Source organism: Vibrio sp. bablab_jr001, assembly GCF_016464285.1.
In the GTDB taxonomy this organism is placed as follows: domain Bacteria; phylum Pseudomonadota; class Gammaproteobacteria; order Enterobacterales; family Vibrionaceae; genus Vibrio; species Vibrio fluvialis.
On the sequence record NZ_JACDWZ010000102.1, the window covers coordinates 86232 to 107348 of the forward strand.

The window sequence follows — 21117 nt, forward strand, 5'->3', positions numbered from 1 at the left end:
GTTAGTGGGCTTGCCCCAGAGATGCCAGCGGATGCGCGGCGTCGTTCCACAATGAGGTAAAGAGTTCATCAATCACGGCGGTATCCACTTCGGCCACCGAGCGATAACGCCAGGTCGGCGCGCCATCTTTATCAATCAAGCGCGCGCGCACCCCTTCCTGAAATTCGCCCAGTAAGGCGCAGCGAACCGACAGTGTCAGCTCCAAACGAAAGCACTCGGCCAACGTTAACTGGCTGCACTCGGTGAGTTGGCGATAGGTGATGTGCGCCGAAATCGGGCTGCCTGCGGCGAGGTTATTTCGCGCGCTGGCGATCCACTTGTCGTCGCCACGAATACCAAGAATGTTGTCGCAGATATCAGCGATAGTATCCGCGCGGCAAGCCGACTGAATGTTGGCCAGATACGGCAGCAATTGGCTCTCTGGTTCGGCATCATCCACCATCAGCGCCAGTTCGCTCAAGACATTGCCCACCACGGTAAAACCGTTGCCTTCCCAGCGCTGCGCTTGTAAGCGTTCCAGCATTGCCGAATGGTGTTCGTGCAGCAGCAGGTAATCGGCCATGCGAATATCAATCGCATCGGTCGCGTTGATGGACGCGCCCGTCAGACCCAAAAACAGCCCAACGCCTTTGGGTAAGCGGTTCAAAAACCAGGTGCCGCCCACATCGGGATAGAGTCCGATGCTGATTTCCGGCATCGCCATGCGCGTGCGGGGCGTGACCACTTTATGGCTGCATCCCATAAACAGGCCCATGCCACCACCCATCACAATGCCGTCGCCCCAGGCGATGATCGGCTTACTGTAGGTGTGAATCAGGTAGTCGCACTCATATTCAAGTGAGAAGTATTCGGTACAAAACGCCTGCACTTCGGCTTTGCATTTATCGCGCATGACGTTGTGCATGGTGCGTACATCGCCGCCGGCGCAAAACGCTTTTTCGCCGCCGCCTTCGAGAATGACACACATCATCTGTTCGTCGTCCTGCCACTGTTTGAGCTGGTCAAACAGCAGCGCCAGCATGTTGTAGCTGAGCGCATTGAGCGACGCCGGATTGTCCAAAGTAGCAATCCCAATCTTATGTGTTTGGTCCCGGCACCAAAGCTCCTGAAAACTGACCCGGTCCGTCATATTGCCTCCTGATAATTTGCAACTTGCGTGGCGAACGTTCTGCCTTATTACTTACTGCATACCGCTTACTGGTTTTTCCATTGCGGCGCACGTTTTTGCAGAAAGGCCTGCACACCTTCGGTCTGATCCTCGGTATCGAACAGATCGAGGAAGTATTCACGCTCTTTGATCAGCCCGTGCTGGCGCGGTGCAAAGCGGGTTTGCTGAATCAGCTTTTTACATGCCGCCACCGATGAGGGCGATTGCTGCGCGACCGATTCTGCCATCGCAATCGCGCGATTGAGCGCTTCGCCTTGGGCGACCACCTCTTCCACTAAACCAATCTCGTGCGCTTTGGCAGCAGTCAGTTGCTCGCCGCACAAGATCACCCGTTTGGCCCAACCTTCGCCCACCAGCGCGGTGAGATTTTGTGTGCCGCCCGCGCACGGCAGCAGCCCGACTTTGGCTTCCGGCAGCGCCATCACTGCTTGTTCTTCGGCAATGCGAATATCGCACGCAAGCGCCGCTTCCAAACCACCGCCCATCGCATAGCCGTTTATCGCCGCAATCGAAACGCCGCGAAATTCCGACAACGCTTCAAACGCTTCACCAAACACACGCGCCATTTTGAGCGCACGCGCTTTGTCGCCATCGGCAAACAGTTTGAGATCCGCCCCGGCCGAGAAAAACTTCTCGCCAGCGCCTGTCAGTACCAAGGCGTAGACTTCTTTGTTGAGATTGAGCGACTGTACCAGCGTTTTGAGCTGCTCTAAACTTTGCGCCGTCCAGGTATTGGCGGGCGGATTGTTCATCGTGACCACCGCCACATGATGATGCAGATGAAAACCGATCAGCGCATGGGATTCGCCATCCGTGGCCGGGTGTTGTGGTGAGTAACTGTTGGACGTCATAACCACTCCTTGATTTTTTTGTGCTGACTTACATGTTGGGGCGCTGGCTTACAGCAGATCCCCCCCATCAGACAACAGACGACGCGCCACAATCAGGCGCATGATTTCATTGGTGCCTTCGAGGATCTGGTGCACCCGCACATCGCGGAAATGGCGCTCCAGCGGATACTCTTTGATGTAACCATAGCCGCCATACAGTTGCAGCGCGGCATCACACACCTGAAAACCGACATCGGTAGCAAAGCGTTTCGCCATCGCGCAGTAAGCCGTCGCTTGCGGATCGCCGCGATCCAGTTTGCTGGCGGCGTAACGCACCAATTGACGCGCCGCGACCAGTTCGGTCGCCATGTCTGCCAACTTGAATTGCAATCCCTGAAACTGCGCCAGCGATTGACCGAACTGTTTGCGCTCTTGCAGGTATTGCGTCGCCTGATTGAGCGCCTGTTGCGCCGTACCGACCGAGCAGGTGGCGATGTTGATTCGCCCGCCATCCAGCCCTTTCATCGCAAAGGTAAACCCTTGTCCCTCTTCGCCCAGCAAAGCACTGGCTGGCACGTGCACTTTATCGAAGGTAACCGAACGGGTCGGCTGGCTGTTCCAGCCCATTTTTGGCTCTTTGCGCCCGTAGGTAATGCCGTCTGCCTGCGAGGGCACCACAAAAGCGGAAATGCCTTTCGGACCAGCCTCGCCAGTGCGCGCCATCACCACCAGCACATCGGTATCGCCGGCGCCTGAAATAAAGGTTTTGCTGCCACTCAGCAGATAGCCATCGCTGGCTTTGGTTGCTGATGTGGTGAGCGAAGCGGCATCGGAGCCCGCATTGGGTTCGGTCAAACAGTAGGAGCCGAGCCATTCGCCGGTGACCAGTTTGGGACAAAACTGCGCTTTGGCATCCGCCGTTGCAAAGCTCGCGACCATCCACGTCACCATGTTGTGAATGGTCATAAACGCGGTGGTGGAGGTACACCCCATCGCCAGTTGCTCAAAAATCAATGAGGCATCAAGGCGGCTGAGACCAAGCCCGCCCTCGTCTTCCGGCGTGTAGAGCGAGAGGAAGCCTAGCTCGCCCGCTTCGCGCAGCACATCCTTTGGAAAGATGTGTTCTTCGTCCCACGTGGCCGCCATCGGTGCCAGCCGTTCACTGGCAAACTGGCGAGCGGTGTCAGCAAACGCTCGTTGATCTTCGTTGAATTCAAAATCCATAATGAGCTCCGAATCGTCGTGTCGTGAAAACTAAACCTGCGGATTAGCGCAGATGAATCGTCAGGTTCGGACCACTGGGAATATCGTCGTCAAACCAGCGCGCCGTGACGGTTTTGGTTTCGGTGTAAAAGCGCACCGCCTGCTTGCCGTATGCGTGCAAATCGCCGTAGAAACTGCCGCGCCAACCGGTAAATGAAAAGAATGGCAGTGGCACCGGAATGGGCACGTTGATCCCGACCTGACCTACCTGAATCTCATGCTGGAACTTGCGCGCCGCCGCGCCGCTGGCGGTGAAAATTGAGGTGCCGTTGCCATACGGATTGCTGTTGATGATGTCGATAGCTTCTTCCAACGAATCGGCTTCCAGACACACCAACACCGGGCCAAAAATTTCTTCGCGGTAAATGCTCATGTCGGTACTGACGCCGCTAAACAGCGTCGGCCCAACCCAGTTGCCGTTGGGCAGTCCGTCGACTTCGCATTGGCGACCATCGAGCTCGCACACTGCGCCTTCGTCGATCCCTTGTTGGATCAGGCGTTGTACCCGCTCTTTGGCTTGTGGGCTGATCAGCGGCCCGTACGCTGCATTGCTGTCGTCCCAGCGACCCGGATGCATTTTCGCCATCGCAGCTTTCAGTTCCGGCAGCCATTTCTTCGCGCCATCCACCAGCACCGCCACCGAGATCGCCATGCAGCGCTGACCCGCCGCGCCTACCGACGCCCCAACCAGGTTGTTGATCACCTGCTCTTTATTCGCATCCGGCATCACCACCATGTGGTTTTTCGCCCCGGCAAACGCCTGGACACGCTTAAAGTTCTGCGTCCCTTGCTGATAAATGTATTGCGCCACTTTCACCGAACCGACAAAAGAGATGGCTTTGATTTCAGGGTGTTCGAGCAGAAAATCGACCTGTTCTTTGCGCCCGTGAACAATTTGCAACACGCCTTTCGGCGCGCCCGCTTGTTCAAACAGCTGTGCGAGGCGAACGGACGTCAGCGGCACCTGTTCAGACGGTTTCAAGACGAAAGTGTTACCGGCAGCAATCGCCAGCGGGAACATCCACAACGGGATCATGGCGGGGAAGTTAAATGGCGTAATACCGCAGCACACCCCCAGCGGCTGAATCATAGAGTACGTGTCGATGTCGCTGGCGACGTTTTCAACCATCTCCCCCATCATATTACTGGCGATGTTACCCGCCTGCTCCACCACTTCGATGCCGCGCCAGATATCACCTTTCGCATCCGCCAGTGTTTTACCTGTTTCCTGCGACAGCGTTTGCGCCAGCTCATCGTGATGTTCTTTCAACAGATGTTGGTAGCGCAGCATCAGACGCGCGCGCTCTGGCACCGCAATCTGTTTCCAGCTCTGGAAAGCAATCAGCGCACTGGTGATGGCTTCGCTCATTTCGAGATCCGTTGCGCAGGGCAGCGAGGCGATGACGTCATTGGTCGCCGGATTGGTGACGTCAACCCACGCTTTGGTGGCCGACTGACGAAATTCACCATCAATGAATAAAGGAACCGGGTTTAGCATAACGTTGTCCTTGTCGATCATGGGTTCAATGTTGGGCGCCGCACGGGAGTTGTGCTGTATCCGTTGCCGTTGTCCGTGCGGCTCTCGCGTGTTTCACAAACGCTTTTAGTTTCAGGCTTACGGCAGCGGAATTTCAATCGCGATGGCCGTGGCTTCACCGCCGCCGATACAGAGTGATGCAACGCCGCGCATCACTTTCTGCTCTGACTTATCGCCGTTGACGCCCAGCGCCTGCAACTGACGCAGGCTGTGGATCAAGGTGACCAGAATGCGCGCGCCACTGGCCCCGATCGGGTGACCCAGCGCGCAAGCACCGCCTTTGACATTCACTTTGTCGACATCCAGCCCGAGCTGCTGCACGGCGATTTGGGTAACCACCGCGAACGCTTCATTGATCTCCCATAGATCGATTTCATCCACCGTCCAGTCAAGCTGCGACAGCAGTTGTTCAATGGCGTACACCGGCGCCAGGGTAAATTCTGCTGGCAATCTGGCGTGCGTGGCGTGGCCGCGAATCACTGCTAAAGGATCCAAACCTTGCGAACGCGCGGATTCTTCATCCATCAACATCAAGGCAGCGGCACCATCGGCGATGGCACTGGAGTTGGCCGCCGTGACGCTGCCATCTTCGGCAAAGGCGGGGTTAAGCTGTGGGATTTTGTCGAGCTTGATGGAACGCGGATGTTCGTCGTAATCGAGCAGTTCGGCCTGTTTACCAAACGTCAGTGGCGTCATTTCAGCGACAAAGAGTTGCTGCTCCTGCGCTTCCCAGGCACGTTGCGCAGACAGCGCTGCCCATTCGTCCATCGCTTCGCGACTGAACTCAAGTTTGTCGGCGATCTGCTGGGCAAACACGCCCATCAGGTGCCCGTCGTAAGCATCCTGCAATCCATCGAGAAACATGTGATCAAAGGTAGTTTGGTGGCCCATTCGCATACCATTGCGAGCGTTGCTCAGTAGGTACGGCGCATTGGTCATGCTCTCCATCCCGCCCGCAATAATGCATTGCGCACTGCCCGCTTTGATGAGGTCATGCGCCAGCATCACAGCTTTCATGCCAGAGCCACACACTTTATTTAAGGTGGTTGCCCCCACCGAGAGCGGTAGACCCGCATTCAGTGCCGCTTGCCTTGCTGGCGCTTGGCCGCAGCCGGCAGGCAGAACGCAGCCCATGAGCACTTCATCGACCTGTTCAATGGGGGCCGATGTGTCGTTCAATGCCGCTTTAATGGCCGCTCCGCCCAGTTGCGGCGCGGTGTACTCTTTCAATGCTCCCTGAAAACGCCCTTGCGGCGTTCGTTTGGCAGATACAATCCAGATGGCTTTTTCCATGCCCCGTCCTCTTTGACGAAAGTGATGACCACAGATTGGCGCAAAGTCAGGTACTGCTGAATACGGCGACAAACGGTGCACAGGCGCCGTTTGGTCATTTCAACCCGGCGATTTTTCGCCCTGCGGTTTCTTGACGTTTACGTAAGCATAGCACTAACATTTACGTAAACGTAAAGAAACAAAATAACAACAATAAGATTTTCTCATCGGCCTCTGTAACCGATTTTGAACAGCACAAACGATCCTCAACCACAATGAGCAGTTGGAGGACATCATCAGGTGGAAACTTTTAAAATCAGTGAACTCGCGAAAGAGTTCGACATTACGACAAGAAGCATTCGTTTTTACGAAGACATGGGATTAATAGAGCCAGAGCGCAAAGGCACGGTGCGAATCTATCACCGCAGAGACAAAATTCGCCTCAAGCTGATTATGCGCGGTAAACGCCTTGGGTTCTCTCTGGCCGAGATTCGCGAATTGTTTGAGCTTTACGATGCTCATCAAGGCGAGACACAGTTGGTGAAAATGCTCAACATTATCGATGAAAAGAAAGCGGTGCTTCAGCGCCAGCTTGATGACATCGGTGTGGTGATGGGCGAACTGGAAGCAGCCCGCCAGCGATGCGAGCTGGCGCTGAAAGCCCAATAACCTGAGCCGTTTCATCGTTCTCATCCGCTTGCGTTCCATTGCCTGAATGCAAGCTTATGGAGGTGTTATGAACAGCCAGTACCCGTCGCTTAATTTCGGTCTCGGTGAAACACTGGATTTGCTCAAAGAGCAGGTTCATGCGTTTGCCAGCGAACACATCGCCCCACTTGCGGCGCAAATCGACCACGATAATCAATTTCCTGTGCATCTCTGGCCCCTGTTTGGCGACATGGGGCTGCTCGGCGTGACGGTCGATGAAGCCTGCGGCGGCGCAGAGATGGGTTACCTTGCCCATGTGCTGGCGATGGAGGAGATCAGCCGCGCGTCGGCGTCCGTCGGCCTCAGCTATGGCGCCCATTCCAACCTGTGCGTCAATCAACTGTTTCGTAACGGCAATGCCAAGCAGCGCGAGGCATACCTGCCCAAACTGCTGGATGGGTCATGGGTGGGCGCGTTGGCAATGAGTGAACCCAATGCGGGCTCGGATGTGGTCAGCATGCAGCTCAAAGCCGAGCGTCATGGCGATCACTTTGTGCTCAACGGCAGCAAAATGTGGATCACCAACGGCCCGGATGCTCAGGTCGTCATCGTCTACGCCAAGACCGATCCCAATGCCAAATCGCGCGGCATCACCGCGTTTATCGTCGAACGCGATTTCCCCGGCTTTTACCCGGCGCAGAAGCTCGACAAACTCGGCATGCGCGGCTCCAATACCTGTGAACTGGTGTTTGAAAACTGCCCCGTTCCGGCTGAGAACATACTGGGCGAACTCAACCAAGGCATCGAAGTGCTGATGAGCGGGCTGGATTACGAACGTGTGGTACTGGCCGCCGGGCCGCTGGGCATTATGCAGGCATGCCTCGATCTGGTGCTGCCGTATGTGCACGACCGCAAACAGTTTGGTCACGCGATTGGCGAATTCCAGCTGGTACAGGCCAAAGTCGCTGATATGTACACCCGCCTGAATGCTGCGCGTGCCTATGTCTACGCGGTCGCCAATGCCTGCGATCGCGGCGAAGTGACGCGCAAAGATTCCGCGGGCGTCATTCTTTACGCCGCCGAACTGGCGACCCAAATGGCGCTGGATGCGATTCAACTACTCGGCGGCAACGGCTATATCAATGAGTTTCCGGCCGGACGCCTGCTGCGCGATGCCAAACTGTATGAAATTGGCGCGGGCACCTCAGAAATCCGCCGTATTCTGATTGGTCGTGAACTGTTTGAAGAGTCGCGCTGAGGCGTGTAACGGAGACGCAATGGCTGTGATAAAAACGAAAGCAAAACCTGAATCAGACCTGTTTCAGGCCAACGTCACCCACATGAGTGATCTAGTGAAGCAACTGCACACGCATCGTCAGACACTCCAACTGGGCGCCGGAGAAAAGGCGATTGAACGCCAGCGGCAAAAAGGCAAACTGCCCGTGCGCGAACGGATGCAACGCTTGCTTGACGACGATTCATTCTTTCTTGAGGTCGGTCAGTTTGCAGCCTGGCAAGTGTATGAAGAATCGGTGCCGTGCGCTGGTGTGGTCGCGGGCATTGGCAAAATTCACGGCATCGAGTGCATGGTGATTGCCAACGATCCCGCCGTCAAAGGCGGTACCTATTATCCCTTAACGGTCAAAAAACATCTGCGGGCGCAGCAGATTGCGCAGCGTTGCCAATTGCCTTGCGTCTATCTGGTCGACTCCGGCGGGGCGAACCTGCCACATCAGGCGGACGTGTTTCCCGACCGCGACCATTTCGGGCGCATTTTCTACAATCAGGCGCGCATGTCGGCGCAAGGCATTCCTCAGATTGCGGTGGTGATGGGGTTGTGCACCGCAGGCGGTGCTTACATTCCGGCCATGGCAGACGTCGCCATCATCGTCAAACAGCAAGGCACCATCTTTCTCGCTGGCCCACCTTTGGTGAAGGCCGCAACTGGAGAAGTGGTAACCGATGAAGAACTGGGCGGCGCGGATGTGCACTGCAAAAAGTCCGGCGTGGCCGATTACTATGCGGATGACGATGCGCACGCACTGGCGCTGGCTCGCCAAGCCATCGCCAGCACCAATCAATCACCGACGCTCACGCAAAAAGAATACTTGCCGCCACGCTATGACGCGCAGGAGATGTACGGCATCGTCAACGCCGATCTCAGGTTGTCGTTTGACGTGCGCGAAATTATTGCCCGCTTAGTGGACGATTCCGAGTTTGATGAATTCAAAGCGTTGTATGGCAGCACGTTGGTGTGCGGCTTTGCCCAGTTGCACGGGCATCGCATTGGCATTGTCGCCAACAACGGCATTCTGTTTTCCGAATCGGCGCAAAAAGGCGCGCACTTCATCGAGCTGTGCGCCAAACGCAAAATCCCGCTGCTGTTTTTGCAAAACATCACCGGATTTATGGTGGGCAAGAAAGTGGAAGCGGAAGGCATCGCCAAGCACGGCGCTAAGCTGGTGATGGCGGTGGCGTGTGCCGATGTGCCCAAATTCACCGTGATCATCGGCGGTTCTTATGGCGCAGGAAACTACGGCATGTGCGGGCGGGCGTACGATCCCACCCTGATGTGGATGTGGCCTAACGCGCGAATATCGGTGATGGGTGGCGAACAGGCGGCAGGCGTATTGACCCAGGTAAGGCGCGAGGTGAAAGCGCGCCAGCAGGAAGCGTGGCCGGATGACGAAGCCAAAGCGTTTCGAGACTCGATTGTTGAGTTGTACGACACGCAAGGCAGCCCCTACTACGCCAGCGCAAGGCTCTGGGACGACGGAATTTTGGATCCGCTCGAAACCCGCGATGTTCTGGGCCAAGCGTTAAATGCCGCGTTGCGAGCGCCAATTGCCGACAGCCAGTTTGGTATTTTCCGAATGTAAGCGGGAGGAGAACAATGAACCCTCGTCAAAGCGATGTGTTGTGTGAAGTGTCCGCTGACGGCATCGCCACGTTAACCCTCAACCGCGTCGAGAAACACAACGCGTTTGATGATGTGATGATTTCGCAGTTGCTGGATAAGCTCACTCAGCTTCAATCCAACCCCGCCGTGCGCATTCTGTTGCTGCAAGCTAACGGGCAACACTTTTCTGCGGGCGCCGATCTGCAATGGATGCGCTCGATGGCCAGTAAATCCCATTCCGATAATCACAGTGACGCGGCGCAACTAGCGCTGCTGATGCAGACGCTGGACACGTTTCCGCACCCAACCATGGCCATCGTGCAAGGCAGTGCCTTTGGTGGGGCATTGGGTTTGATTTGCTGCTGCGACATTGCGCTGGCCGCGCCGAATGCGCGCTTTTGCCTGAGCGAAGTGCGCCTCGGGCTGATTCCTGCCACCATCGGCCCTTATGTGTGCCGCGCCATGGGGAATCGCCAAGCGCGGCGCTACATGCTGAGCGCAGAAACGATTTACGCCGCTACCGCGCTCAACCTCGGTTTGGTGCATCAGGTGGTCGGCTATCAGCCGGATGCTCTCGAACAAGCGGTCAACCAGTTCACCATGCAACTCCTAGCCAATAGCCCGGCCGCCCTGACGCAGGCCAAAACCTTGTGCGCCCGCTGCGACGCCGAGCCGATTGATCAAAAGCTGATTGCACACACCAGTCAGGTGATCGCTGAATTGCGGATTTCGGCGCAGGGACAGGAAGGGCTCAACGCGTTTTTTGACAAACGCACACCGGACTGGCGCGCCGCAGATATTCAAACCGAAACCAAGCAAGACGGAGGCCAATGATGTCACTGCCCTCAAAAGTGACGATTGTGGAAGTTGGCGCGCGCGATGGGCTGCAAAACGAAGATTTTGTCAGCACCGATGCCAAAGTTGCACTGATCAATCAACTGTCGCAGACCGGATTAACCCACATTGAAGCGGGCTCGTTTGTGTCACCGAAATGGGTGCCGCAGATGGCCGATTCCAGCGAAGTGTTCGCGCGCATTGAGCGAGAAGACGGTGTCATTTATTCCGCCCTCACCCCCAATCTGCAAGGCTTTGAACAGGCCATGGCCAGCGGCGCCAATCAAGTGGCCATCTTTACCTCATCGTCCGAAGGTTTTTGCCAGCGCAACATCAACTGTTCGATTGCCGAAAGTCTGAAGCGCTTTGAACCGCTGATGCATGCGGCGAAAGCGCAGCACATTCCGGTGCGCGGTTATCTCTCTTGCGTCGCCGACTGCCCTTATGATGGCCCGACCCAACCCGAACAGGTTGCCAGCGTGGCTGCGGATTTACTCGCCCTGGGCTGCTATGAAATCTCGCTCGGCGATACCATCGGCACCGGCACACCGCTGCGCATTGCGCGGATGCTGGACGCGGTGCAACGCCATGTTCCGCCCGAGCAACTGGCCGTTCATTTTCACGATACGTGGGGACAAGCGCTGGCCAATCTCTATCAGGCTTTGTCGATGGGCATTACAACGCTGGACAGCAGCGTGGCTGGGCTCGGTGGCTGCCCATACGCTTTTGGCGCCGCAGGCAATGTAGCGACAGAAGATGTGCTCTATTTGTGTCATGGGTTGGGGATTGAAACTGGGGTAGATTTACCTGCTGTGGCGCGTGCAGGCTGGGCGATCAGCGCCGAACTGGCACGAATGCCGACCTCGAAAGTCTCGCTCGCGCTGCATCAGCAGGCAATCGCGGCGACAAAAACAAAGCAGCACTGATTGCACTGCTTTGCTGAAAACCTGAAGTTGGGAACCAAGATCGGGATGGATAGATAAAAAAGCCAGCTCAATTCAAAGCCGTTAGCCCTTTTGCGCAGATACCCAAACAACTTGGAGTTGCAGGTAGGCGGCAAATGAGTGAGTCCCCATGAGCATAGATACGCTATGTGATTGGGGTGAATGAATGCAGCCAACACCGCTGCAACTTCAAGTAGGAAGGGTATAGATGTGGTCGTCATAGCGTTTGCCGCCAATCTCATACGCCAGCGGATCGATACGCTCTAAGGTAAAGCCGCACTTTTCCAGTACCCGCTCAGAGCCAACGTTCCCTTGCGTCACAATGGCGCGATACTGCTGAATGTCGTGCTCCCGCTGCGCCCACTCAATCACCGCACGCAGCGATTCGGTGCCGTAGCCTTTGCCGTGCTGCTCAGTCAGTAATAGATAGCCCACTTCGGCCACGCCTTGCCCATCGAGAAATCCGGTGATGCCCACCCACTCTCCAGTTTCGCGCTCTTGAATCGTCAGACACAGCCACAAGTTTTGGTTCACAACCCAAGGAACCAGCTTTTGCGCAAACTTGTCCCGCAACGGGTTATCATCTGGTTTATCGAAGCACAGAGAAATAACGTTTGGATCGTTATGCAGTTGCTGAAATAACGGCCATTCCTCGCGCGTTATAGGGCGCATAATAAGGCGCGGCGTCACAATATGAATTTCATTTGCCACGTTTGGCGGGTTATTTACGGCTATTTCCATCGCGTTCCCTGCTCCTTTGTGATTGTATTTTCCGATGTTGCGCACAAAAAACAGACTGCCACCGAATGGTTGCGCTTGCAAAGACAATCTCGCTAACCAACAGAAAAATAAAAAAATTAACCTATGAACGGTCAATGCTGATGGATTTTACCTATCGAACGTAGCCTATTTTGCGCAACTGACTATAGAAATTGCCTATCAATAGAATAGCTACAAGCGATTTTCCTAAATTGGGTGTGGATGGGAATATACATCCCGAAGACAAGACATTCCAAACCCAATAACTTAAAGGAAACTCGGAATATGATTAATACTAAAATCAAACCATTTAGCGCAACAGCATTCAAAGAAGGCAAATTCGTTGATATCACAGAACAGGACGTTCTGGGCAAATGGGCAGTATTTTTCTTCTATCCAGCGGACTTCACTTTCGTATGTCCAACTGAACTTGGCGACCTTGCGGATCACTACGCAGAACTTCAATCACGTGGCGTAGAAGTGTACTCAGTATCGACTGACACTCACTTTACTCACAAAGCATGGCACGACAGCTCAGACACTATCGGCAAAATCAACTACTACATGGTAGGCGACCAAACTGGCAACATCACTAACAACTTCGGTGTGATGCGTGAAGGCCAAGGTCTGGCAGACCGTGCCACATTCCTGATTGACCCAGAAGGCGTTATCCAGGCAATGGAAATCACTGCAGAAGGCATCGGCCGTGACGCAGAAGACCTGATGCGTAAAGTGAAAGCAGCTCAGTACGTTGCTTCTCACCCAGGCGAAGTATGTCCAGCGAAATGGAAAGAAGGCGAGCAGACTCTGGCTCCTTCACTAGACCTAGTTGGCAAAATCTAACTAAGCCTGGTCAGTAATCTTTTGATTACGAACTAGTTCGAGAGCGAACTGGGCGTTTTACCTGACGACCTAAATGCCCGGTCCGCTCTCCCCCTTTTATCCAGAGTGACCACTCTAAAATTGAATAATAAAGAAAAAGGTATTTTCGTATGCTAGACCAAGCGATCAAGCAACAGTTACAACAGTATCTGACAAATTTAAAAGAAGACGTCCGTTTAGTGGTCAGCCTAGATGAAAGCAAAGGCTCACAAGACATTCTGGCACTGGCCAATGAAATTGCAGAACTCAGCCCACTGATCAGCGTAGAACGTGACGATGCCGCGAGTGATCGCAAACCAGTCATGACAGTGGCCAACCCAAGCAAAGGCACACAACTGCGTTTTGCTGGTGTGCCAATGGGCCATGAATTTACTTCTCTGGTTCTGGCGCTGCTGCACTCTGGCGGTCACCCAATCAAACTGGAGCAAGAAACGATTGAGCAAATCGCGAAACTCGGCAGAAAGCTCGACGTCGAAGTGTTCATTTCTCTGTCTTGCCAAAACTGTCCTGACGTGGTGCAAGCGTTCAACATGATGGCGGCGATCAACCCGGACATCCGCGCAACCATGATTGACGGCGCGCTGTTCCAGGACGAAGTGAAAAATCGCGACATCATGGCCGTTCCAAGTGTATTCATCAACGGTGAACTGTTTGGCCAAGGCCGTATGACTCTGGCTGAAATCCTGAACAAACTGGATGACGGCGCAGCAGAAAAAGCAGCCGCGAGCCTCAACGAAAAAGACCCATACGATGTACTCGTGGTTGGTGGTGGCCCTGCAGGTGCAGCGGCAGCGATTTACGCAGCACGTAAAGGCATTCGCACGGGTATCGTGGCGCAGCGTTTGGGTGGTCAGGTGATGGACACCATGGCGATCGAAAACTTCATCTCTGTGAAACACACAGAAGGTCCAAAGCTGGCGGCGAATTTGGGTGAACACCTGAAAGAGTACGGCGTAGACATCATCACTGAGCAGCAAGCTGAGAAGCTGATGGGCGCTGAGTTCACAACCGATGGCAAAATCCACGTGAACCTGCAAAGCGGCGCGACACTGAAAAGTAACAGTGTCATCTTAAGCCCGGGTGCTCGCTGGCGTGAAATGAACGTTCCTGGCGAACAAGAATACCGCAACAAAGGTGTGGCGTACTGCCCGCACTGTGACGGCCCGCTGTTCAAAGGCAAGAAAACCGCGGTTATCGGTGGTGGTAACTCAGGTATTGAAGCGGCGATTGACCTAGCGGGTATCGTCGAACACGTGACCGTACTGGAATTTGCTGATGTACTGCGTGCAGACCAAGTACTGATTAACAAAGCGAATTCAATGCCAAACATCGACATCATCACGATGGCTCAAACCACCGAAGTGGTGGGTGATGGTACTCGTGTAACGGGCTTGAAATACAAAGACCGCAACACGGATGAAATTAAGCAGCTTGAACTGTCTGGTATCTTCGTTCAAATCGGTTTGGTGCCTAACACCGAATGGCTGAAAGATTCAGCAGTTGAACTGTCTGCCCGTGGCGAGATTGAAATCGGCAGCCGCGGCGAAACGAGCATGGATGGTGTGTTTGCTGCAGGTGACGCAACGACAGTCCCTTACAAACAGATCATCATTGCGATGGGTGAAGGTGCGAAAGCAAGCTTAGGCGCGTTTGACTACCTAATCCGCAAACAAAGTTAAGAGTCCGAACATAACTTTGAGTCCTAAAAAAGGCGAACCGCAAGGTTCGCCTTTTCTTTTGCTTCGACGTTTTTACTTCGATCAACTTGCTGCGATGATAACTCCTGACTAAGCGCTGGCGACCAACTTCGCGGCCAAAGCTTTGTGTTCGGCCATCAGGGCTTGAATATCAAGCCCTGAGATGATGCCGTTTTTCACCCGCCATTGTCCGCCTACCATCACATGCTCCGCTTTTTCTGCGCCGCACAGTAACAAAGCGGCAATCGGATCATGACTGCCAGAAAAACGCAGCTCATCGAGTTTGAACATCGCCAGATCGGCTTGTTTCCCGACAGAAATTTCTCCAATGTCCGATCGCCCCAGCAGCGCAGCCGAACCGCGGGTCGCCCAGCCAAGCACCACTTCCGGCGTGATGCGTTCAGCGCCATATTTCAGCCGCTGCAGATACAATGCCTGACGCGCTTCATACATCATGTTGGAAGCGTCATTCGATGCGGAACCATCAACGCCCAACCCCACTGGCGCGCCAGCAGTTTGCAGATCCAGCGTCGGACACATGCCCGAGGCCAAACGCATATTCGACACCGGACAATGACACACGCCAGTCTCTGCGCGTCCAAGGCGTTCGATCTCTTCTTGGTTGAAATGAATGCCGTGCGCCAGCCAAGTGCGATCGCTCAGCCAGCCGACGCTGTCGAGGTAATCGACCGTACGCATACCAAACATTTTGAGGCAAAAGGCTTCCTCATTGAGGGTTTCGGCGAGATGCGTGTGTAAACGCACGTCCAGCTCTTTGGCGAGCATGGCGCTGTCGGCCATGATGTTCTGCGTGACCGAGAAGGGCGAGCACGGCGCAAGCGCAATTTGGATCTGCGCGCCCTCGCCGCGTTCATGATAACGCTTCACTAAGCGCTCACTGTCTTTGAGGATCACATCACCGCTTTGCACGGTGTGCCGTGGCGGTAAACCGCCTTCATCTTCCCCAAGGCTCATTGAACCTCGGGTCAACATGGCGCGCATGCCCATGTCACGAACGGCTGCCACTTGAATGTCGATCGCCTCATCCATTCCGGTCGGAAACAGATAATGGTGATCGGCCGCGGTGGTACAGCCTGATAACAGTAATTCAGCCAGCGCCACTTTGCTGGCCAACTCCAGTGCTTTTGGTGTCAGCTTCGCCCAAACCGGATATAAGGTTTTTAACCACGGAAACAGCGGCACACTCACAACGGGCGCCCACGCTCGGGTTAAGGTTTGATAAAAATGATGGTGAGTATTAATCAATCCCGGAATGATCACCAGCTCACGGGCATCAAACAGCTCATCGACGGGCGTCGACGGCATTTGTCCTTGAGCTAGCAGTTCAACAATGCGGTTGTTTTCAATGACCAGACCGCCACTGGCATCGCAGTGGTTGGCGGTAAAACAGGCCAGCGGGGATTGTATCCATAGGCGTTGTGCAGACATAAGCAGGCTCCTTGATTGCTATGAGTTCAACGATCAATTACCCAGCTCAGTTATTACCCTGTCTGCTGATCCAGGGGCAGTTTGAAATGCGCATTTACCTTAGCGGAAAAGACGCCGCGGATAAAGCCTGTGGTTCACGTTATGCCAGATTGAGCGCCATCTCCACCAGCCCATCCTGTTCCGATGCCACACGAAATCCCATGCGGCGATACAACGCCTGCGCGCGGTTCTCACTGAACACCCGCAATCGCACTTGCTTAATGCCCTGCTGCGCAGCGCGATGCTTTACCCACTCAATGCAAGCCTGGCCAATACCCAACCCTTGTTGAGAAGGGTCCAATTGCAAATCGCGTACGAACAGGCACGTTTGCTCATCATTGGTTTCAAACGCCTCTTTTGAAATCAAAGCGATGCGAATGATGCCCACCCTTTCGCCCTTGTGCCAAACTTCAACGTTTTCCGTCTCATTCCAGGTGGCGTGATAACGGGTTGAATCCCACCTCCAGCCCCGGCTCTGATAATAGCGCGCCATGTTATTGCGGGTGAGCTGCTCGGCATAGTTCGCCTCTGAGGCGATTTGCCAGCTAACACCTTGCTCAGTGGTTTCCATGATATCCGTCATGTGCTCATCACCAACTCAGCATGCCCTGTATGTTCATCGGTTTGTTCGCGCACCACATGAAAACCCTGTTTGAGGTAGAACTGGCAACTGGCCTGATTCTCTTTGTATACCGTCAGGCTTAATTGAGCGCGCTGCTGTTTGGCGTGAGCGAGCAGTTGCGTGCCGATGCCCTGCCCCTGACAATCCGGGCTGACAAAAATCGCCGCGAGCGTATTTTCATACAGCGCGTAAAAGCCAACCAGTTCGCCGCTGAGGAGATAGACATACACTTCCGATGCTGGCAGATATAAATGGCGCATGTTTTCAACCTGCGACTGCCAGTACGAAGCCGCGACAAAGTCGTGCGCCTCAATCGAGGCCGATAGCCATACGTTAAGCAGATCGTCCATATCTTCCACGCGAAATGGACGCAGGCCCGTCAATTTTTCAGTCATACCATCATTCCGGTTACTCGGCGTTAGCTAAAGTACAGGTCAAAAAATGGGATACCGCCATGGCGACCATGTGCGGTGATTCCAGATGCACACCGTGCGCCGCGAACGGCACATTCATAAAGTGGCCATCTTTGAGGGTTTCCACTAAAGCGACCGCTTCTGGCAGTGAAAACAAAAAGTCGTTGTCGCCACGAATGACTAAGGTTGGGCAAAGAATCTCCACCACCTGACGATTCGGATAGCCGCTCTCGGTGGTATCGAGCCACAGCGCTTTCACTTTCTCGACCAGATGAGCAAAGTCCGGTTGCGGATTGCTCGCTTCATAACGTGCGACATCGTCTTGAAAACGCGCTATCCAGAACTCTGGCGTCAACCCTTTCAACACCTCAATCGAAGGATCGCCCGCTTCAAGCCGCCATTGCGAGCCGAGCGTGATCAGGCGTTTGACTCTGTCCGGATGCGCCGCTGCAAGTCGGTAACCAACAATGCCGCCGTCACTAAAGCCGAGAATTGAAAACTCATCAATCCCCAGATGATCAAGCAGGGCTTCGATATCCGCTTGGTAACGCGCGTAACTCAAACTGCCATGGCCAAGGGTCGAACGACCGTGTCCACGAAAGTCGACGCTGACGATCTGGTAATCCTCAGGGATTGCGGCATAAAGGGTGAGAAGATCATGCGAACTGCCTAAACCGCCGTGCATCACCAATACGGTATGACGCTGCGGTTGGCGATGAATCTGATAGTGAAGCTGTGCGCCTTCGGCATCGAACGTTCCTTCGATATTAGTCATTTTGTACTCTTGTTTGGGTCACGCTTGCTGATACCAATGTACCAATTGCTCTATCAGCCATTCGGGATTATCCAGCGGAATGTCGTGACCGTCTTGCGGGTTGAGGATCAACGACGACTGCCATGCTTTGGCCAGCGCTTGTGTGGCTAAGGTGCTGACCAGTTTGTCGTGTAACGAAGAGACAAACATCAAGCGGCATTGTGGTTGCTGCGCCTTAAAACGCAGCGCTGCGGCCAACTGGCGGATAAAGTTCATCGGTTGCATGGGCAGGCGCTGCTCCAATGCTGACCATTGCGCGATGACGTCATCGTCCATCGGGCGATTGGCTACCATACTATAAATGATGCGGGCTCTGCGTTGGGGTGGCGCACACAGTGCCCGTAAGATGTTGAGATAGTTATCAGGACGCAACCGCTGATAAAACGGGCTGAACCCTCGTGCGGTGGTATTGATGCAAAACAGGCTGCTCACTTCATTTGGGTAGCGTTCGGCCCAGTTGAGGCCAATCATTCCGCCCATAGAAATGGCGATGAGATCAACCGGTTCATTGCCATTGCGCTGAGCGCGCAGGCTGTCGACCATCTCCTCAATTCGCCACGGTGAGCGTTCTTGGTGGCGATCGCCCGCTCCGGGAATATCGAGACACAGAAACTCACGCTCAGGAAACCGGGCGTTGAGCTTTTCCGGAATCGTTCCCCAGTGATATTTGCCGCGAAACAAGCCACGGATCAGCACAGTTTGACGAGGCATGGTCTTTCTCCCGCAATCAAAGACTCGACCAGTTTAGTGTGTTAACTCCTGAGAAAGTTTGAACTGCTTCGGAGTCACACCAAACTCTTTCTTAAACAGGCGGATAAAATGGGAAATATTTTCATACCCCAGCTCAAGTGCGGTATCGGTGACCGACAACTGGTTCAAATAGCGTTTTGACTGATTGAGCTTCAAGCGGGTGAAATACTCTTTCGGCGTTTGGTTGGTGACCAGTTTGAATTTCTGACTGAAGTTTGGCAGCGACATTCGCACTTCTTCCGCCAGTTCGGAAATCGATAACGGTTCGCCTAAATGGGCTTTCATCATGCGAATCGCACGATTGACCGGGTGATGTTGATGCTGCGACAAAATCTCATGCGAACCCTGCCGTTTCAGCAGTTCATACACCATTTCCTGTGTCACCAAATCGAGCAGAAACGGAATATTGCTGTCGTTGCTGCGCAAAATTTCCTGCGCGCGACCATGCAGCGTATAGATGCGATCTTGCAGATAATCCATCTGGAAGTGGCTGTAATCGTGATCGAGAGAGGCTTTCACTTCCAACTGGTCGCCGACTCTGGCGCTGACATCCTGCAACACGTCTTCACTGAATTCGTACACCAGCGCTTTGGTAAATTCCGACATCGACATGTGCACGTTGGCATGCGGTGGCAACAGTACACACTGCTCTTTGCGATAGGTAAATTGTTGTGACTGGTTGATGCGCACATCTTTGCTGCCCTGCAAAATCGTGCACAGGCGTGGCGTCTCGTAAGAGCGGTATTCGCCCTGAAAATGCTTTGGCAGGTGATAGTACAGCATGTTGACTTTGTCGGTGGACAACGCGTATTCGGTTTCATCAATCCGACGGAAACTGTTGAGAGTTTTCATTCAGCCCAAATGGTCACGGTTTGCAGAAACGCCAGTGTAAGGGAATCGTTCTGATATGAACATGATCCCAACATAAAAAATGGGGATTTAGCGTGTAACAGGGGAAAGACAGAGCTGGATAAAGGAAAAGGTCAGGTGCCCATGACAGGAGGTTCATGAACACCTGAAGCCGGATTACATCGCCGCTTTCAGAATCGCTACGATCTCTTCATGCGTTGCCTGTTTCGGGTTAGTGAAACCACAAGCATCGTTGAGTGCGTTTTCAGCCAGAATGTCGAAGTCTGCTTCTTTCACGCCGAGTTCTGTCAGGCCAGCCGGAATGTTTACATCCGATGACAACTTGCAGATGGCGCGAATCGCTGCTGCCGCGCCATCACGTGGTGTCATGCCTTCGGTATCCACACCCATAGCACGCGCAACGTCGGTCAAACGCTGTGCCGCCACTTCGCTGTTGTATTGCTGTACGTGAGGCAGCAGTACTGCGTTGCACACACCATGTGGCAGGTCGTAGAAACCACCCAACTGGTGCGCAATCGCGTGCACGTAGCCCAATGATGCGTTGTTGAATGCCATACCCGCCATAAATTGTGCGTAAGCCATGTTGTCACGAGCGTTGATATCATCGCCGTGTTTCACTGCCTGACGCAGATTGGCCTGAATCATTTCAATCGCTTTGATCGCCACTGCATCAGTAATGGGTGTTGCCGCAACGGACACATACGCTTCAATCGCATGAGTCAGTGCGTCCATACCGGTTGCCGCCGTCAGTGACGCAGGTTTTGCCAGCATCAGCTCAGGATCGTTGACCGACATCATTGGGGTTACGTGTTTATCGACAATCGCCATTTTGATGTGACGTTTTTCATCGGTGATGATGCAGAAACGGGTCATTTCAGATGCGGTACCCGCCGTGGTGTTGACCGCAAACAGAGGCAGTTGAGGTTTCGCCGATTTATCGACGCCTTCATAGTCTTTAATTTCACCGCCATTGGCCGCCAGCAGCGCGATGCCTTTGGCACAATCATGTGGTGAGCCGCCACCCAGTGACATCACGCAGTCACAGTTGCTGGCTTTGAGTTTTGCTAAACCGGCTTCCACGTTATCCACGGTTGGGTTAGGTTTGGTTTCATCAAACACGACCGTGTCTACACCCGCTTGCTTAAGCAGGGCCGCCACTTTATCGACCACGCCCATTTTATTCAGAAAACGGTCAGTGACGATCAATACGCGCTGAAAACCGTGAGAGGCAATCGCCGTCGCGGCATCGGCCAGACAGCCCGGGCCCATCAGGTTAGAAGAAGGGATGTAAAACATGTTAGACATAATTGTGCTCCTCTGGCTTCAGCCAGTACAGGTCATGCTGTACCGTGCGGCAACCTTGTTCTTATTTACGGGGTTACGTTTGATTGGCTGTAGGCTAGCAGGGACAAAAATTGAGAACTAAC

20 protein-coding genes are annotated in these 21117 nt (G+C 54.1%); 7 read left to right on the forward strand and 13 right to left on the reverse strand.

From position 1 onward, the window contains the following. Position 1: 1 nt before the first annotated feature. The 5 genes from JIG40_RS18495 to JIG40_RS18515 all read right to left on the reverse strand — a co-directional run bounded on the left by JIG40_RS18495 (position 2) and on the right by JIG40_RS18515 (position 6091). The gene (locus tag JIG40_RS18495) at positions 2–1129 is read right to left on the reverse strand and encodes an enoyl-CoA hydratase/isomerase family protein (protein WP_199465815.1); all 1128 of its coding nucleotides are present in this window, start codon (positions 1127–1129) and stop codon (positions 2–4) included. 65 nt (positions 1130–1194) lie between these two features. Then, the gene (locus tag JIG40_RS18500; protein ID WP_044362298.1) at positions 1195–2019 is read right to left on the reverse strand and encodes an enoyl-CoA hydratase; all 825 of its coding nucleotides are present in this window, start codon (positions 2017–2019) and stop codon (positions 1195–1197) included. A 48-nt stretch (positions 2020–2067) separates the two neighbouring features. Continuing rightward, on the reverse strand, positions 2068–3222 hold the full coding sequence (locus JIG40_RS18505) for an acyl-CoA dehydrogenase family protein (protein WP_199465816.1): 1155 nt from the start codon (positions 3220–3222) through the stop codon (positions 2068–2070). 43 nt (positions 3223–3265) lie between these two features. Then, positions 3266–4759: a CoA-acylating methylmalonate-semialdehyde dehydrogenase gene (locus tag JIG40_RS18510; RefSeq protein WP_199465817.1), complete on the reverse strand. Its 1494-nt coding sequence runs from the start codon at positions 4757–4759 to the stop codon at positions 3266–3268. Between the two features lie 117 nt (positions 4760–4876). Then, positions 4877–6091, reverse strand: a complete 1215-nt coding sequence (locus tag JIG40_RS18515) for a thiolase family protein (RefSeq protein WP_199465818.1) — start codon at positions 6089–6091, stop codon at positions 4877–4879. A 279-nt stretch (positions 6092–6370) separates the two neighbouring features. Here JIG40_RS18515 and JIG40_RS18520 point away from each other — a divergent pair, with 279 nt between their 5' ends. The 5 genes from JIG40_RS18520 to JIG40_RS18540 all read left to right on the forward strand — a co-directional run bounded on the left by JIG40_RS18520 (position 6371) and on the right by JIG40_RS18540 (position 11377). Next, positions 6371–6739 (forward strand): MerR family DNA-binding transcriptional regulator, encoded by a 369-nt coding sequence (locus JIG40_RS18520; RefSeq protein ID WP_020328236.1) that lies wholly within the window; start codon positions 6371–6373, stop codon positions 6737–6739. Positions 6740–6806: 67 nt separating this feature from the next. Next, a complete protein-coding gene (locus JIG40_RS18525) occupies positions 6807–7976 on the forward strand; it encodes an isovaleryl-CoA dehydrogenase (protein ID WP_100268454.1) in 1170 nt (389 codons plus the stop codon). A 19-nt stretch (positions 7977–7995) separates the two neighbouring features. After that, positions 7996–9597, forward strand: coding sequence for a carboxyl transferase domain-containing protein (locus JIG40_RS18530; protein ID WP_199465819.1), 1602 nt, complete (start codon positions 7996–7998; stop codon positions 9595–9597). A gap of 14 nt (positions 9598–9611) precedes the next feature. Beyond that, complete coding sequence (locus JIG40_RS18535) at positions 9612–10451, forward strand: enoyl-CoA hydratase-related protein (protein ID WP_199465820.1); 840 nt, start codon at positions 9612–9614, stop codon at positions 10449–10451. Next, complete coding sequence (locus JIG40_RS18540; protein ID WP_199465821.1) at positions 10451–11377, forward strand: hydroxymethylglutaryl-CoA lyase; 927 nt, start codon at positions 10451–10453, stop codon at positions 11375–11377. The genes JIG40_RS18535 and JIG40_RS18540 overlap by 1 nt, the downstream gene beginning before the upstream one ends. 207 nt (positions 11378–11584) lie before the next feature. Here JIG40_RS18540 and JIG40_RS18545 read toward each other — a convergent pair whose 3' ends face one another. Next, the gene (locus tag JIG40_RS18545; protein WP_199465822.1) at positions 11585–12136 is read right to left on the reverse strand and encodes a GNAT family N-acetyltransferase; all 552 of its coding nucleotides are present in this window, start codon (positions 12134–12136) and stop codon (positions 11585–11587) included. A gap of 303 nt (positions 12137–12439) precedes the next feature. Here JIG40_RS18545 and ahpC point away from each other — a divergent pair, with 303 nt between their 5' ends. Continuing rightward, a complete protein-coding gene (gene ahpC / locus JIG40_RS18550; RefSeq protein WP_020328230.1) occupies positions 12440–12997 on the forward strand; it encodes an alkyl hydroperoxide reductase subunit C in 558 nt (185 codons plus the stop codon). A gap of 149 nt (positions 12998–13146) precedes the next feature. Next, positions 13147–14715 (forward strand): alkyl hydroperoxide reductase subunit F, encoded by a 1569-nt coding sequence (ahpF, locus tag JIG40_RS18555; RefSeq protein WP_199465823.1) that lies wholly within the window; start codon positions 13147–13149, stop codon positions 14713–14715. A 108-nt stretch (positions 14716–14823) separates the two neighbouring features. On the opposite strand, the gene JIG40_RS18560 is transcribed toward ahpF, so the two are convergent. From JIG40_RS18560 to yiaY, 7 genes are all read right to left on the reverse strand, one after another. Then, the gene (locus JIG40_RS18560; protein WP_199465824.1) at positions 14824–16182 is read right to left on the reverse strand and encodes an 8-oxoguanine deaminase; all 1359 of its coding nucleotides are present in this window, start codon (positions 16180–16182) and stop codon (positions 14824–14826) included. 139 nt (positions 16183–16321) lie between these two features. Continuing rightward, the gene (locus JIG40_RS18565; protein ID WP_158146360.1) at positions 16322–16804 is read right to left on the reverse strand and encodes a GNAT family N-acetyltransferase; all 483 of its coding nucleotides are present in this window, start codon (positions 16802–16804) and stop codon (positions 16322–16324) included. Continuing rightward, positions 16801–17238 carry an N-acetyltransferase gene (locus JIG40_RS18570; protein ID WP_154182549.1) on the reverse strand — a complete coding sequence of 146 codons (438 nt, stop codon included), beginning with the start codon at positions 17236–17238 and terminating at the stop codon, positions 16801–16803. Before JIG40_RS18570 ends, JIG40_RS18565 begins: the two co-directional genes overlap by 4 nt. A 13-nt stretch (positions 17239–17251) precedes the next feature. Then, positions 17252–18031: an alpha/beta hydrolase gene (locus JIG40_RS18575; RefSeq protein WP_158143138.1), complete on the reverse strand. Its 780-nt coding sequence runs from the start codon at positions 18029–18031 to the stop codon at positions 17252–17254. 18 nt (positions 18032–18049) lie between these two features. Next, positions 18050–18781, reverse strand: a complete 732-nt coding sequence (locus tag JIG40_RS18580; protein WP_199465825.1) for an alpha/beta fold hydrolase — start codon at positions 18779–18781, stop codon at positions 18050–18052. Positions 18782–18814: 33 nt separating this feature from the next. Continuing rightward, positions 18815–19672, reverse strand: a complete 858-nt coding sequence (locus JIG40_RS18585; protein WP_020328222.1) for an AraC family transcriptional regulator — start codon at positions 19670–19672, stop codon at positions 18815–18817. 174 nt (positions 19673–19846) lie between these two features. Beyond that, complete coding sequence (yiaY, locus tag JIG40_RS18590; RefSeq protein ID WP_158143135.1) at positions 19847–20995, reverse strand: L-threonine dehydrogenase; 1149 nt, start codon at positions 20993–20995, stop codon at positions 19847–19849. Positions 20996–21117: the final 122 nt, after the last annotated feature.

What these genes read in the sequence shown, in the direction of transcription:
- JIG40_RS18495 (WP_199465815.1), bottom strand. Translation starts at nt 1,129, where the DNA reads ATGACGGACCGGGTCAGTTTTCAGGAGCTTTGGTGCCGGGACCAAACA.
- JIG40_RS18500 (WP_044362298.1), bottom strand. Translation starts at nt 2,019, where the DNA reads ATGACGTCCAACAGTTACTCACCACAACACCCGGCCACGGATGGCGAA.
- JIG40_RS18505 (WP_199465816.1), bottom strand. Translation starts at nt 3,222, where the DNA reads ATGGATTTTGAATTCAACGAAGATCAACGAGCGTTTGCTGACACCGCT.
- JIG40_RS18510 (WP_199465817.1), bottom strand. Translation starts at nt 4,759, where the DNA reads ATGCTAAACCCGGTTCCTTTATTCATTGATGGTGAATTTCGTCAGTCG.
- JIG40_RS18515 (WP_199465818.1), bottom strand. Translation starts at nt 6,091, where the DNA reads ATGGAAAAAGCCATCTGGATTGTATCTGCCAAACGAACGCCGCAAGGG.
- JIG40_RS18525 (WP_100268454.1), top strand. Translation starts at nt 6,807, where the DNA reads ATGAACAGCCAGTACCCGTCGCTTAATTTCGGTCTCGGTGAAACACTG.
- JIG40_RS18530 (WP_199465819.1), top strand. Translation starts at nt 7,996, where the DNA reads ATGGCTGTGATAAAAACGAAAGCAAAACCTGAATCAGACCTGTTTCAG.
- JIG40_RS18535 (WP_199465820.1), top strand. Translation starts at nt 9,612, where the DNA reads ATGAACCCTCGTCAAAGCGATGTGTTGTGTGAAGTGTCCGCTGACGGC.
- JIG40_RS18540 (WP_199465821.1), top strand. Translation starts at nt 10,451, where the DNA reads ATGTCACTGCCCTCAAAAGTGACGATTGTGGAAGTTGGCGCGCGCGAT.
- JIG40_RS18545 (WP_199465822.1), bottom strand. Translation starts at nt 12,136, where the DNA reads ATGGAAATAGCCGTAAATAACCCGCCAAACGTGGCAAATGAAATTCAT.
- ahpC (WP_020328230.1), top strand. Translation starts at nt 12,440, where the DNA reads ATGATTAATACTAAAATCAAACCATTTAGCGCAACAGCATTCAAAGAA.
- ahpF (WP_199465823.1), top strand. Translation starts at nt 13,147, where the DNA reads ATGCTAGACCAAGCGATCAAGCAACAGTTACAACAGTATCTGACAAAT.
- JIG40_RS18560 (WP_199465824.1), bottom strand. Translation starts at nt 16,182, where the DNA reads ATGTCTGCACAACGCCTATGGATACAATCCCCGCTGGCCTGTTTTACC.
- JIG40_RS18565 (WP_158146360.1), bottom strand. Translation starts at nt 16,804, where the DNA reads ATGACGGATATCATGGAAACCACTGAGCAAGGTGTTAGCTGGCAAATC.
- JIG40_RS18570 (WP_154182549.1), bottom strand. Translation starts at nt 17,238, where the DNA reads ATGACTGAAAAATTGACGGGCCTGCGTCCATTTCGCGTGGAAGATATG.
- JIG40_RS18575 (WP_158143138.1), bottom strand. Translation starts at nt 18,031, where the DNA reads ATGACTAATATCGAAGGAACGTTCGATGCCGAAGGCGCACAGCTTCAC.
- JIG40_RS18580 (WP_199465825.1), bottom strand. Translation starts at nt 18,781, where the DNA reads ATGCCTCGTCAAACTGTGCTGATCCGTGGCTTGTTTCGCGGCAAATAT.
- JIG40_RS18585 (WP_020328222.1), bottom strand. Translation starts at nt 19,672, where the DNA reads ATGAAAACTCTCAACAGTTTCCGTCGGATTGATGAAACCGAATACGCG.
- yiaY (WP_158143135.1), bottom strand. Translation starts at nt 20,995, where the DNA reads ATGTCTAACATGTTTTACATCCCTTCTTCTAACCTGATGGGCCCGGGC.